We start from the raw sequence: 12853 nt of genomic DNA, 5'->3' as shown, positions 1-12853 counted from the left end.
GCCGCCGCCGGCATGCCGCTGCCGGAACGCGTGGACGAGGACGGCTACGTGGGGGCGCTCACCGGAACCCCCGTCGAGGTGACGAAAGCGGAGCTGCACGGGCTGATGGTCCCGGCCAACGCCGAGATCGTGCTCGAGGGCTACATCGACCCTGTGGAAACCGACCTCGAAGGCCCGATGGGCGAGTACCACGGCTACCAGTTCACCGAGGGCACCCAGCAACCGATCTTCCACGTGGAGGCCGTGACGCACCGCGACGACCCGATCCTCCCGTTCTGCGTCGCGGGCATGCCCGCCGAGGAGAACCACACGATCTGGGGCACGATGATCTCGGCGTCGGCCCTCGACCTCCTCCGCAGCGCGGGACTTCCCGTCGACTTCGCGTGGTGCTCCTACGAAGCCGCCACCTGCTGGATCGTCCTCTCGATCGATCTCGACCAGCTCGCCCGGCAGCCCGTCGACGAGCAGGAACTCGTCACGCGGGTGGCGGAGGTCCTCTTCAACTCCCACGTCGGCTGGCTGGTCCCCAGGGTGCTGCTCGTCGCGAACGACGTCGACATCACCGACATCGACCAGGTCGTCTGGGCGATGGCGACCCGCTACCGCCCCGGCGCCAGCGAGCACCTGTTCCTCGACTCCCCCGGCATCCCGCTGGTCCCCTACCTGACGGAGGAGGACATCCGCGCGGGCCGCGGCGGCAAGTCGGTGACGAGCCTGCTCCAGCCGGAACAGCTCTCCGAAGGACGCACCCGGGGAATGCCCGCCGAGTTCAGGACTTCCTTCCCCCCGGAGGTCCAGGACCGCGTCGTCCAGCGCTGGCAGGAGTACGGATTCCCCGCGCCGACGGGAAATCCCGGCCGGAATCCGACGAAGTCCCGATCGGACCACAGTGGACGTTGATCAGGATCGGTCGGCGCCGGTCGTGCGGTTCTCCGGTGCGGTGCCGGCGAGGTGGGTGGCCGCCCAGGTGGCCAGGAGGGTCATGGCATCGGCCGAGGGCGTTCCCGGTTCGGGGCTGTAGACGGTGAGGACCAGGCCGGGATCCGCGGGCAGCGGCATCGTTTCGTAGGTGACCTCGAGGTCGCCCACGACGGGGTGGTGGAAGGCCTTGGTGCCGGTGTAGTGCAGGCGCACGTTGTGCTTGGCCCAGCGGACCCGGAACTCCTCGCTGCGGGTGGACAGCTCCCCGACCAGGTCCGAGATCCCCCGGTCGTGCGGATCGCGCCCGGCGTCGGTGCGCAGCAGGTTGACCGAGGTGTCGGCCATGAGGTCCCAGTCCGGGTAGAACTCCCGCGCCCGGGGGTCGAGGAAGCAGAACCGGACGAAGTTGACCGGCTTGCTCGGGTCGGGGTGCAGCGGATCGGGGTAGAGCGGGGAGTAGAAGGCGTAGGCCAGCTGGTTGCCGCACACCAGGTCGTGGCGGGCGTTGCGCACGAAGGCGGGCACCGCCATCGCGTCGAGCATGCGCTGCACCATCGGCCGGATGGTCTTCGTCCGCCGCCGGGGGCGCTGCGGGCTGGTGGTGGCGCTGCGGTGCAGGTCGAACAGGTGCGAGCGTTCGGCGTCGTCGAGCTGCAGCGCGCGGGCGAGCGCATCGAGCACGCTCTCGGAGACCGCGTTGACCTTCCCCCGCTCGATCTGGGTGTAGTAGTCGACCGAGAGCCCGGCCAGGGTGGCCACCTCCTGGCGGCGCAGCCCGGGCACGCGGCGCTTGGCCGCGTCGTAGACCGGCAGCCCGACCTGGTCGGGGGTGATCTTCGCCCGGCGCGACGCCAGGAACTCACCGATCTCCGCGTTGTGCTGCTTGCCCATGCCGCCGACGCTACGGCGCCCGCCCCGCCGCTGCCAGGTTCTGCGAAGGGGGTGCTGCCAGCACCCCCCTGAACTCCGCCTCCCACGTGCGCGACGTGCGGTGTTGCCTGGGTGCTGGACATCGGGAAGCACCCGGTCGACAGCCACCTGGAGGGACGGGGACGTTGAGCACATCGCTGCGCGGAGCCGGGGGCAGCACGCGGCTGCCCGGCGTGGTCCACGTGATCGCGGCGGGCATCTTCCTGATGGGCACCACCGAGTTCATGATCGCCGGGCTGCTGCCCGAGGCGGCCGCCGATCTGGGCGTGGACGTCGCCCGGGCCGGACTCCTGGTGTCCGCGTTCGCAGTGGGGATGATCGTCGGGCCACCGGTGATGGCGCTGGCCACGTTGCGCCTGCCCCAGCGCGCCACGCTGGTGCTGGCGTTGGCGGTGTTCGCGATCGGGCACGTCGTCGCGGCCTCGAGCAGCTCGTTCGCGGTGGTGACCGCCTCCCGGGTGGTCACCGCGCTGGCGACCGGGACGTTCTGGGCGGTCGGTGCTGTGGTGGCCACCTCGGCGGCCGGACCGGGGGCGAGCGCGCGGGCGCTGGCGGTGATGTCGGGCGGGCTGAGCCTGGCCGTGGTCGCCGGCGTGCCGCTGGGCACCTTCGCCGGTCAGCTCACCGGCTGGCGCGGGCCGTTCTGGATGCTGGCCGGTCTGGCGCTGCTGGCCGTCGGGGCAGTGCTGCGGTTCATGCCGAACTCCCCCGACGAGCGCGGCGCGGCGGTGTCGGTGCGCGCCGAGTTGGCCGCGCTCCGGCCGTGGCGGATGTGGGGCGTGCTGGGTGCGACCGTGCTCGCCCAGGCCGGGTTCCTCGGCGCCTACAGCTACATCAGCCCGCTGCTCACCGATCGGGCCGGGATCGCAGCGGGACTGGTGCCGCTGGTGCTGGTCGGGTTCGGGATCGGCGCGCTGGTGGGGACGGCGGCCGGCGGCCGCCTCGGTGACCGCTGGCCGCTGGCCACCATCGCCGGAGCGATCGCTTCGACCGCGTTGCTGCTGGTGCTGATCGCGTTCAACTCGACCCACCCGGTGGTCGTGGTGGCCCTGGTCGTGGTGCTCGGCGCTTCCGGGCTCGGAGCCAACCCGGTGCTGATCGCGCAGACGTTGCGCCACGCGGGCCGCGGTTCGGCGCTGGCGTCGTCGCTGGCCACTGCGGCGTTCAACCTGGGCACCGCCATCGGCGCCGCGCTGGCCGGCGCCACGCTGTCGACGTCCTGGCGCCTCGTCGGCCCCTCCGCGCTGGGCGCCGTCCTCGCCGCGTCCGCGCTGCTGCCGATCGGCGTGCTGGCGACCAGGACGCGACCAGCAGCGTCCGCCCATCACCGGCCCGAAGAAGTCCCCGCCCCGGCGAACTGACCTGCGGCGCGGGAGAACGAGCCGAACGACTCGGCTCGAGCAGTATCCGAAGATCGACCTCGCGGAGAGAAGAACAATGCTTGGTGTTGTCATGCACGGCCCTCGCGATGTGCGGGTGGAAGAGCGCAAGGATCCGGAGATCGTCCAGCCGACCGACGCGATCATCCGCCTGACCGCGGCGTGCGTGTGCGGCTCGGACCTGTGGCCCTACCGGGGCGTCGAGCACCTCGACGGTCCGACGCCGATGGGCCACGAGTACGTGGGCGTCGTCGAAGAAGTCGGCAGCGAGGTCGCGAACGTCGAGCCGGGCCAGTTCGTGGTCGGCTCGTTCTTCGCCTCCGACAACACCTGCGAGGTGTGCCGGGCCGGCTACCAGCCCTCCTGCCCGCACCGGGTGATCATGGGATCGATCGGCACGCAGGCGCAGCTGCTGCGCGTCCCGCTCGCCGACGGAACCCTGGTCGCCACCCCGGAACTCCCGCCGGCGGACCTCGTCCCGAGCCTGCTGGCCGCCTCGGACGTGCTCGGCACCGGCTGGTTCGGCGCCGAAGCCGCCCAGGTCGGGCCGGGCAAGACGGTCGCGGTCGTCGGCGACGGCGCGGTGGGGCTGCTGGCCGTCCTGGCCGCCGAGCGGATGGGCGCGGAGCGGATCATCGCGATGAGCCGCCACGAACCGCGCCAGCAGCTGGCCCGCGAGTTCGGTGCGACCGACGTCGTCGAAGAGCGCGGCGACGAGGGCGTGGCCAGGATCAAGGACCTGACCGGCGGGCTGGGCGCGCACAGCGTCGTCGAGGCGGTCGGCACCCAGGAGTCGATGATGCAGGCCATCCGCGCCACCCGCCCCGGTGGGCACGTCGGTTACGTCGGCGTCGCCCACGACGTGGCGCTGCCCGGCGACGAGCTGTTCTTCTCCCACGTGCACCTGCACGGCGGACCGGCCCCGGTGCGCCGGTTCCTGCCCGAGCTGATCGACCTGATCTGGCGGCGCGAGATCGACCCCGGCAAGGTCTTCGACCTCGCCCTCCCGCTGGAACGGGCGGCCGAGGGCTACCGGGCGATGGACGAGCGCCGCGCCATCAAGACCCTCCTCACCTTCTGACACCCGGAGGCCCGGTGGCAGCTCATCCGCTACCACCGGGCTTCCGTCCTAAATGGACCTTCCAGTCAGCACAGCTTCCGCAGCGCGTCGCGCACTGCGGCGAGGCCAGCTTCCGGTTCGTCCCAGAAGACCATGTGCCCGGCGCCGGGGACCTCGACGAGTTCGGCGGCGGGATTGGTCCTCGCCGCTTCCTGCGCACCGGCGGCGGTGACGACCGGGCTGTCGGAGCCGTGGACGAGGACCGACGGGGCCGGAACATCGGGCCAGAAGGCGAAGAAGTCCTCGGACTCGAACCCGGCGTGGGTGGCCGCCAGCGCGGTCCGCGAGCAGGAGGACAGCCAGCGGGCGCGCAGTTCCTGCTCCCGGCGGGGCCAGCGGGGCCAGGACTGCGCGACCTCGTCGGCGTCGGTGCCGCGGCGCGCCTGGTCGAGCTGGCGGAGGAAGGCCTCCAGGGTCGTGGGGTACGGGTCCCGGCCCGGGCCGCTCATCGGCGGGTCGACCAGAACGGTCCCCCGAAGTTCGTGCCTGCCGGTGGTCGCGGCCATCGCCGCGATCCGCGCGCCCATGGAGTGCCCGAGCAGGATCGGGCGTTCCAGCTCCAGCCCGGACACCACGGCGTCGACGTCCGCGGCGTAGCTGGCGAGGTCGTAGCCGCGCAGACCGTCCGATTCGGACGGCTCGTCGGAGAGGCCGCGGCCCCGGACGTCGAGCACGAGGGGGCGCACGAGGTCGGTCAGGCCCTGCGCCACGAAGTCCATCGTGATGGCAGGACTGGTGATGCCGGGCAGGACCAGCACCGGCACGCCGTCGGACGGCCCGTAGTCGAGCAGGTGCAGCCGGAGCGATCCCGAACGCACCCACCGGCTCACCGCGGGGACGTCGGCGAGATCGGCCAGCGCCGGCTGGCTCACGGTGCGGGCGGTCGGTGCTTCGGTCGGGAAGGACGTGGTCACGAGAGGCCTTTCTGCGTCGGTGGTTCGGCTCAGCTGCCGGCGCGCTGCCCGGCCGCCGCGAGCGGCTCCGAGGTACCTCGCCCGGACAGGCGGTCGAAGTAGGCCAGGGCGTCGTAGAGGCCGACGACGTCGGCGTACTTGGCCTGCAGGTCGAACAGGGCGGCATCGTGCGGGCCCCGCGCCCGGTCGCCGCAAGCTTCGCGCACCACGAGGGTGTTGAAGCCGCACTGCACGCCGTCGACGGCGGTGGCGCGGACGCAGCCGGAGGTGGTGGCGCCGCAGACCAGCAGGGTGTCGGTTCCCAGGCTGGTCAGCAAGGTGGCCAGGCCGGTTCCGTGGAACGCGGAGGCACCCTTCTTCAGGACGAGGTGGTCGCCGGGGTGCTGCTCGAGCCGGGGATCGAGAGCGACCTCATCGCTCCCTTCGCGCAGAGCGCGCATGCCAGGTGCTTTGCGGAGCCAGGCGATGGCGTCGCCGTCGGCTTCGGCGGGCGTGTAGCTGATCGCGGTGTAGATCACCGGCACGTCGTGCTGCCGGGCCGTGGTCGCGAGGACCGCCGCCGCGGTCACCTCCCGGGTGAGGTCGGATCCGGAGGCGAATCCGGTTTCGGTGAAGCCGCGGGTCAGGTCGACCACGACCAGCGCCGGGCGGCTGCCGCGGGGAACCGCGGCGCCGAACCCGGCCCGGTCGTAGGTGGCGTCGGTCTCGGCCCCGTGCAGGCCGGCGGGTCGGTCGTCATCGGCGGGCACGCTGCAACTCCTTGATCAGTTTGTCCTGGGTGCGGATCCGGCCGAGCAGCCAGCCCTGGAAGAAGCCGAGGGCCGCTGCGGCCGCCACCGCGGCGTATCGCCGGGTCTGGGGAGGCAGCAGCATCGCCAGCCCGTCGAGGGCTTCGCCGCTGCCGTTCGCAGCCGGGGTGGTGGTGCCGACCGGGGTTGCGGATGTCGCGGTGCTCGGCCCCTGCTGCAGCTGGACGGCGAGGTTGCGGGCGAACTGGTCCAGCAGCCGGTTGGACACGGTGCTGATCGCGCTCTTGCCGAACTGGGCGAGCTTTCCGCGCACGGACAGGTCGGTGTGCAGCTTGAGCGTCGCTCCCCCGGGAGCACCGACCACGGTCAGGGTGACATCGGCTTCGGCGTCGCCGTTGCCGTGGCTGTCGGCTCCCCGCGCGAGCAAGCGCAGTCGGCGGTCGGCGGCCGCGACCTCGCTGAACCGCACCGTGCCGGCGTAGGCGGCGCTGATCGGGCCGACCTTGAACTTGACGCGGCCGCGGTAGCTGTCGCCGTCGCGCCCGTCGAGGGTCGCGCCGGGCAGGCAGCCCGCCACCCGCTCGACGTCGTTGATCAGCGCGAACACGGCATCCGGGTCGGCCGGGACTTCGAGTTGGTTCTCCAGGATCACGGTGTCGCTTCCTTCTCGGCGGAGGTTCGGGCCGGGCAGGTGTCCGAAGTGGACCTCCTGCGCGCAGCGGTATCGGCAACTGCGTCGACGATCGTCTGGTAGCCCGTGCAGCGGCACAGGTTCGCCGAGACCGCCTCGCGGATCTCGTCGCGGTCGGCGTCCGGCTCCTGGGCCAGGAAACCCTCGGCGAGCATCAGGAACCCCGGTGTGCAGAACCCGCACTGCAGCCCGTGGTGGTCGCGGAAAGCGCGCTGCAGGTCGGAGAGCTCGCCGTCGTCGTCGAGCGATTCAACGGTGCGGATGTCGCAGTTCTCGGCTTGCACGGCGAACATCAGGCAGGCCCGCACCGGTTCGCCGTCGACCAGGACGGTGCACGCCCCGCACACCCCGTGCTCGCACCCGACGTGGGTGCCGGTCAGGCCGAGGTCGTGGCGCAGTGCGTCGATCAGGGTCTTCCGGGGTTCGACCAGGGCTTCGTGCGCTGCTCCGTTGACGGTCAGCCCGATCAGGTGTCGCTCGCTCATGACGGGGTGGTCGCCTCCTCTCGGCCGGACGGCTGCGGGGAGCGGGCCGCGTCCAGCGCGGCCAGCACGGTCTGCGGGTGCACGGGAGTCGTGTCGAGCTCGACCCCGGTGTGGCGCAGGGCGTCGTTGATCGCGTTCAGCACCGCGGCCGGAGCACCGATCGTGCCGCCCTCGCCGGCCCCCTTGGCGCCGCTTTCGGTGAAGGCGCAAGGGGTTTCGAGGTGGGTGACGGTGATGTCCGGGATCTCGGTCGCGGTCGGGACGAGGTAGTCGATGAAGCTGGCCGCCGAGGGCTCGCCGTTGTCGGCGTAGGTGACCTCCTCGAACAGCGCTCCGGCGATGCCCTGGGCGATCCCGCCGCGGCACTGGCCGTCGACGACCTGCGGGTGGATCACCACACCGCAGTCCTCCACGCAGGCGTAGCGCAGGATCTTCAGCTGCCCGGTGCCCGGATCGGCCTCGACCACCACGGCGTGGGTGGCGTTGGAGAACGTGCCGTCACCGGCGACGTCGAAGCTCGCGGTCGCCGTCAACGTCGGTTCGACGCCCTTGGGCAGCAGGTGGCTGCGCAGGTAGGCCACGTCCGCGATGTCCTCGAAGGACACCCGCCGAGCGGGGTCGTCGATCTGGACGACTCCCCCGTCCCCGTCCAGGCGGACGTTGTCCGCGCTGGTCTTGAGCAGGTGCGCGGCGATGGTGCGCAGGAGCTCGCCCAGACGTCCGGCCGCGACGGACACCGCGGAGCCGCCGATGGTCACCGACCGGGAGGCGAACGTGCCCCACCCGTAGGCGATGCGCTCGGTGTCGCCCTGCCGCAGCTTGACCTTGTCCAGGTCCAGTCCCAGCCGGTCGGCCACGATCTGCGCGAGGGTCGTCTCGTGCGACTGCCCGTGGTTCATCGTGCCGCTGGTGACCACCACCGATCCCGTGGTGTCCATCCGGATCTCGGAGATGTCGAACCCCGGGACGACCTGCATCTTGCGCTTGGCGAAGGCGTCGGAGCCGTAACCGGTCCGCTCGGAGAAGCAGCAGTAGCCGATGCCGACGTGCCGTCCCTCGGCGGCGGCCCGCTCCCGGAACTCGTACCAGCCCTCGTCGCGGAGGGTCGTCTCGGCGATGTCGAGCGATTCCCGGTAGGTGCCGGGGTCGTAGGTGACGTCGTTGACGCCGGTGTAGGGGAATTCGGTGATCACGTTGCGCCGGCGGATCTCGACCGGGTCGATGCCGAGTTCGCGCGCGGCGCGTTCCATCACGCGTTCCACCGCCATCACGTACTGCGGGCGACTGACCCCGCGATAGGGCGCGGTCGGTGCCTTGTTGCTGGTGATCGCGCGGCCGCGGACCCGGTAGGCGGGCACGCGGTAGACGCCCGGCATCTCGGCGGAGGCCATCAGCGGTTCGATACCGGCGGTGAACGGGTAGCAGGAGTAGGCGCCCATGTCGCAGACGACGTCGACGTCCAGGGCGGTGATCCGGCCCTCGGCGTCGAACGCCGCGCGGGTGCGGTAGCGCTGCTCGCGGGCCAGGAACGCCGCGGTCAGCGCCTCCCTGCGGTCTTCGATCCACTTCACCGGCCGGTCCAGTTCCCGGGCCGCCGCCGCGACCGCGATCTCCTCGCGGCCGACCACGCACTTCTGGCCGAACCCGCCGCCCATGTCGGGGACGGTGACCCGCACGGCGCGCTCCGGCATGCGCAGCGAGCGGGCCAGCACGGTGCGCACCTGGTGCGGGACCTGGGTGCAGGTCTGCACCAGCAGCTGGTCGTCGCGGTCGTCCCAGGAGGCGACCACGCCGCGGGTTTCCAGCGGCAGCGCGTTCTGCCGCCCGGTTCGCGTGACGACCTCGACCACGCACCCAGGACCGGACTCAGCGGCCTCGAACGCGGAGTCGACACCGGGCGTGTCGAACATCGACACGTCGAGGAGGACGTTCCCGGGCGCTTCCTCGTGCACGAGCGGTGCGTCCGGGGCGAACGCGGTCTCCTCCGACACGACCGCGCCGAACGGCTCGTAACTCACCACCGCGGCTTCGATGCCGTCCTCCGCGCTGTACGGGTCGCGGGCGATGACCACGGCCACGGGTTCTCCGACGAAGCGCACCTTCTCCTTGGCGAGGACGGGCATCGCGGTGGGCGCGAACTCCTCCTGCGGGCGGTCGAGCAACGCCACGATGTCGCCGAGGCCGAGGTCTTCCGCGGTGTAGGCGGCGACGACGCCCTCGACCTCGCGGACCGCGGACAGGTCGATGTCGAGGATCCGGCCGTGCGCGACGGTGGAGCGGACGAAACCCGCGTGCAGCATCCCGGTCAGCTGGACGTCGTCGATGAACCGCCCTCGACCGCGCAGCAGGCGCGGGTCCTCGCGCCGGGGGACGGCGGTCCCGACCCAGCGATTCCCTTCGGACTGCGCAGTCATCGCGCCACTCCCCTCTCCCACGCCTCGTGCAGGGCCTGGACGACGAGCGTCCGGGTGAGCCGGCGGCGGTAGGCGCTGGTGCCGGCTGCGTCGTCGGGGGGATCGATGGCCGCGGCGGCAGCGTCCGCGCACTCGTCGAAGAGGTCCGGCCCGGGGACGCCACCGGCCAGGACGGCCTCGGCCTCGGGAACCCGGACGGGCGCCGGGGCCACGCCACCGAGGACGACCCGACCGCCGGTCAGCCGGTTCCCGTCGGCGGCGTCGAGCGCGACCGCCGCGTCGACGGTCGCGAAATCCCCGTGGCGGCGGGCGAATTCGGTGAGCGCGGCCCGCGGCGCCGGGCGGGTGAAGCGCACTTCCACGACGACTTCGTCGGGTTCGACGGCCGTGGCGTAGAACCCGTAGAACATCTCGGCCGCCGGGATCTCCCGCTTCCCGTTCGGGCCTTCGGCGACGATCACCGCGTCGAGCAGCAGCGCGAGCAGGCACCACTCGGCGGTGGCGTCGCCGTGCACGATGCTGCCCGCGACCGTGCCCCGGGAGCGGATCGGCAGGTGCCCCACCCACCGCATGGCCCGGGAGATCACGTCGAACTCCGTACCCAAGGTGCGGCCGGAGGTCTCGACCGCGCGATGGGTGCTCAACGCCCCGATCCGGAGTTGCGAGCCGTCGCGCCGGATCGAGCTCATCGCCGGATCGCGCCGCAGCGGTCCCAGGTCGACCAGGACGGTCGGCCGGGCGAGCCGGAAGTTCATCATCGGGATCAGGCTCTGGCCCCCGGCGATGAGCTTCGGCTCCTGACCCGCCGCGGCGAGCTCGCCGAGCAGGCCGACGGCATCGGCGACGTCATGCGCCCGGTAGTAGCTGAACGCAGCGGGCTTCACGCGGTCAACCTCCTCGTCCGTTGTTCGACATCTGCGGATTTCCCCGTCAGCGCGCCGAAGTCTCCGTCGTCGCGGTGGTTCGCACAACCGTCGGCTCGGCTCCGGCAACGGTGATGCGGTCGAGTTCGCGACCGCGGGTCTCCGGCGCGGCGACCGTCATGAACACGACCGCGGCCACCACGAGCACACCGAGCACCGTGAAGGTCAGCGGCAGGCCCAGCACCGGCCACAGCACGCTGCCGAACAGCAACGGGGCGAAACCGGTGACGGCGCGGCTCGACGAGGAAGCCCAGCCGAAGCCCGAGGCGCGCAGCTCGGTCGGGTAGAGCTCGGAGACGTAGGCGTACATGACCGGGATGACCACCAGGGAGAACAGGCCGAAAGCACCGATCGCCACGACCGCCAGGGACGGTGTTCCCAGCAGCAACGAGAACACCACCAGCATCACCGACATCACCGGCCCCGCGGTCGCGATGACCCGCTTGCGGCCCACCCTGTCGACGACGAGCACCGCCAGTGCGACGCCGACGATGCCCACCGCGTTCATCAGCGCGGTGGAGGCGAAGGCCGCGATCTCGCCGAAGCCCTCCGCCTTCAGGATCGACGGCATCCAGCTCAGCGCGGCGTAGTAGACCAGCATGACGCTGGTGAACAGCACCCACGACACCGCCGTGATCCGCGGGTTGAAGGCCCACACCCGGCGCAGCTGGTCGAACGCCGCCGCCACCGCGCCGCCGCGGGTGTCCTCCACGACCGCCGCTGGGATCACGTAGGGCTCGGGCGTCGCTCCGGTGCGGCGGACGAGATCGTCGATGACCGCGCGAGCTTCCTCCTCGCGCCCCTTGCGGACCAGGTACAGCGGGGACTCCGGAACACCGCGCCGCACCCAGATCAGCAGCAGCGCAGGCAGGATCATCAGCACCAGCATCCAGCGCCAGTTCCCGTGCACCGGGACGAGCAGCGTCGCCGAGACACCGGCCAGCGTGGTCCCCACCGGCCACCAGCCATCCATCGCAGAGAGCACCCGCCCGCGTTGGCGGCGGGGCGAGAACTCGCTGACGATCGCGTAGTCGACCGGGATGCACCCGCCGAGCCCGACTCCGGCGAGGAAGCGCAGGAGCAGGAAGACCTCCAGGTTCGGGGAGAGCGCCCCGACCGCGGAGAACAGCGCGAACAGCAGCAGCGTGATGCTGAAGGCCCGCTTGCGGCCGATGCGGTCGGCCACCGTCCCCCAGGCCACCGCGCCGACCGCCATGCCGATCAGGTTGGCGGTGGCCACCAGTCCCTTCTGCCCCGGCGAGAGCCCGAACTCGGTTCCCACCAGCGGGGTCAGGAACCCGTTCAGCGCCACGTCCCAGGCGTCGAACATGTAGCCCAGCCCGCCGATCAGGAAGATCTTGCCTTGCACACCCCATCTCCAGGGCAGGTCCTGGACGACTTGGTCTCCGGTACGCATGAGTCCCTCCGTGGTGAGGTCGCGTCGGCGTCGCGCGTCAGCGGGCGAACTGGTATTGGATGGATTCGGTGTCCGGGTCCGTGAGCGGGCTGCCGTTCCAGAGCCAGTCGTAGGACACGTCGGACTCGCCGTCGAAGCGGCGCAGCTTCTCGTCGCGCTCGCGCTGCTCCGGCCCGTCGGGCAGGTGGTAGAAGCTCATGTTCTGCAGGGACGCGTCCTGGACCATGCCCGCGTGCTTGGCCCGTCGATCGACGTAGCGGATCAGGGCCGCCTCGATCCCGTCGCGGGTCACCCGGCCGAGCTCCTCGGCGAGCACGGCCGCGTCCTCCATCGCCTGGGAAGCGCCCTGTGCCTGGTAGGGCAGCATCGCGTGGCAGGCATCGCCGAGCAAGGCGATTCGCCCGTCGACCCAGACCGGGTCGCGGCGCCGGCGGTACATCGCCCACACCGACACGTCCTCGTCCTTGGCCTTGGCCAGCACCGCCGGGACGCGGTCGTCCCACTCCTCGTACTCCGCGGCGAGCTGCGCCGCGGTGGCCGGGCCGCTCCAGTCCCGGGCGATCTCCTCGGTGCACGGGACGATCGCGACGACGTTGAGGTACTGGCCGCCGCGGATCATGTAGTGCACCAGGTGCTTGTCCGGGCCGTACCAGATCGTGGAGTGGAAGCGGTCCACGAGGAACCGGGTCGCCGGGTCCGCGGCCACCAGGTCGCCGGGGATCAGCGCGCGGTAGGCCATCTCCCCGGAGAACTCGAGGGTGTCGTCGAAGCCCGCCAGGTCCCGCACCGCGGACCGGATGCCGTCCGCCCCGACCACGAGGTCCCCGGCGAACCGCCGGCCATCAGCGGTCAGCACCGCCGGGCGCACCGGATCGGTGCGGTCGAGGTCGACCACCTGCGCCGAGGTGGC

12 protein-coding genes are annotated in these 12853 nt (G+C 71.7%); 3 read left to right on the top strand and 9 right to left on the bottom strand.

Going from position 1 to position 12853, the window contains the following annotated elements; translation table 11 throughout:
- The coding region (locus ABTZ89_RS25655) for a UbiD family decarboxylase domain-containing protein (protein WP_351049132.1) at positions 1 to 900 on the top strand (900 nt) is incomplete at its 5' end.
- Here the strand turns inward: ABTZ89_RS25655 and ABTZ89_RS25650 are convergent.
- Positions 901 to 1812 carry a helix-turn-helix transcriptional regulator gene (locus ABTZ89_RS25650; protein WP_351049129.1) on the bottom strand — a complete coding sequence of 304 codons (912 nt, stop codon included), beginning with the start codon at positions 1810 to 1812 and terminating at the stop codon, positions 901 to 903.
- A gap of 164 nt (positions 1813 to 1976) precedes the next feature.
- Here ABTZ89_RS25650 and ABTZ89_RS25645 point away from each other — a divergent pair, with 164 nt between their 5' ends.
- Positions 1977 to 3212, top strand: a complete 1236-nt coding sequence (locus ABTZ89_RS25645; RefSeq protein ID WP_351049126.1) for an MFS transporter — start codon at positions 1977 to 1979, stop codon at positions 3210 to 3212.
- A 91-nt stretch (positions 3213 to 3303) separates the two neighbouring features.
- Positions 3304 to 4311: a zinc-dependent alcohol dehydrogenase family protein gene (locus ABTZ89_RS25640; protein WP_456300259.1), complete on the top strand. Its 1008-nt coding sequence runs from the start codon at positions 3304 to 3306 to the stop codon at positions 4309 to 4311.
- Positions 4312 to 4376: 65 nt separating this feature from the next.
- Here the strand turns inward: ABTZ89_RS25640 and ABTZ89_RS25635 are convergent, their stop codons facing one another.
- The 8 genes from ABTZ89_RS25635 to ABTZ89_RS25600 form a co-directional block, all read right to left on the bottom strand.
- Complete coding sequence (locus tag ABTZ89_RS25635; protein WP_351049123.1) at positions 4377 to 5264, bottom strand: alpha/beta fold hydrolase; 888 nt, start codon at positions 5262 to 5264, stop codon at positions 4377 to 4379.
- A gap of 29 nt (positions 5265 to 5293) precedes the next feature.
- A complete protein-coding gene (locus tag ABTZ89_RS25630; protein ID WP_351049120.1) occupies positions 5294 to 6013 on the bottom strand; it encodes an isochorismatase family protein in 720 nt (239 codons plus the stop codon).
- On the bottom strand, positions 6000 to 6665 hold the full coding sequence (locus ABTZ89_RS25625) for an SRPBCC family protein (RefSeq protein ID WP_270947213.1): 666 nt from the start codon (positions 6663 to 6665) through the stop codon (positions 6000 to 6002). The genes ABTZ89_RS25630 and ABTZ89_RS25625 overlap by 14 nt, the downstream gene beginning before the upstream one ends.
- Complete coding sequence (locus ABTZ89_RS25620; RefSeq protein WP_270947212.1) at positions 6662 to 7189, bottom strand: (2Fe-2S)-binding protein; 528 nt, start codon at positions 7187 to 7189, stop codon at positions 6662 to 6664. The genes ABTZ89_RS25625 and ABTZ89_RS25620 overlap by 4 nt, the downstream gene beginning before the upstream one ends.
- Positions 7186 to 9603 (bottom strand): xanthine dehydrogenase family protein molybdopterin-binding subunit, encoded by a 2418-nt coding sequence (locus ABTZ89_RS25615; RefSeq protein ID WP_351049116.1) that lies wholly within the window; start codon positions 9601 to 9603, stop codon positions 7186 to 7188. The genes ABTZ89_RS25620 and ABTZ89_RS25615 overlap by 4 nt, the downstream gene beginning before the upstream one ends.
- Positions 9600 to 10487 carry an FAD binding domain-containing protein gene (locus ABTZ89_RS25610; RefSeq protein ID WP_351049113.1) on the bottom strand — a complete coding sequence of 296 codons (888 nt, stop codon included), beginning with the start codon at positions 10485 to 10487 and terminating at the stop codon, positions 9600 to 9602. The genes ABTZ89_RS25615 and ABTZ89_RS25610 overlap by 4 nt, the downstream gene beginning before the upstream one ends.
- Before the next feature lie 46 nt (positions 10488 to 10533).
- Entirely contained in the window at positions 10534 to 11943 is a 1410-nt protein-coding gene (locus ABTZ89_RS25605; RefSeq protein WP_270947209.1) for an MFS transporter, read from the bottom strand.
- A 37-nt stretch (positions 11944 to 11980) separates the two neighbouring features.
- Positions 11981 to 12853 (bottom strand): FAD-dependent monooxygenase (locus ABTZ89_RS25600; RefSeq protein ID WP_351049109.1); only part of this gene is annotated, 873 nt, incomplete at its 5' end.

This window comes from Saccharopolyspora sp. NPDC002686 (assembly GCF_040295745.1).
Lineage (GTDB): Bacteria > Actinomycetota > Actinomycetes > Mycobacteriales > Pseudonocardiaceae > Saccharopolyspora > Saccharopolyspora oryzae.
This window is presented reverse-complemented; position numbering and strand designations above follow the sequence as displayed.

What these genes read in the sequence shown, in the direction of transcription:
- ABTZ89_RS25650 (WP_351049129.1), bottom strand. Translation starts at nt 1,812, where the DNA reads ATGGGCAAGCAGCACAACGCGGAGATCGGTGAGTTCCTGGCGTCGCGC.
- ABTZ89_RS25640 (WP_456300259.1), top strand. Translation starts at nt 3,304, where the DNA reads ATGCACGGCCCTCGCGATGTGCGGGTGGAAGAGCGCAAGGATCCGGAG.
- ABTZ89_RS25620 (WP_270947212.1), bottom strand. Translation starts at nt 7,189, where the DNA reads ATGAGCGAGCGACACCTGATCGGGCTGACCGTCAACGGAGCAGCGCAC.
- ABTZ89_RS25615 (WP_351049116.1), bottom strand. Translation starts at nt 9,603, where the DNA reads ATGACTGCGCAGTCCGAAGGGAATCGCTGGGTCGGGACCGCCGTCCCC.
- ABTZ89_RS25605 (WP_270947209.1), bottom strand. Translation starts at nt 11,943, where the DNA reads ATGCGTACCGGAGACCAAGTCGTCCAGGACCTGCCCTGGAGATGGGGT.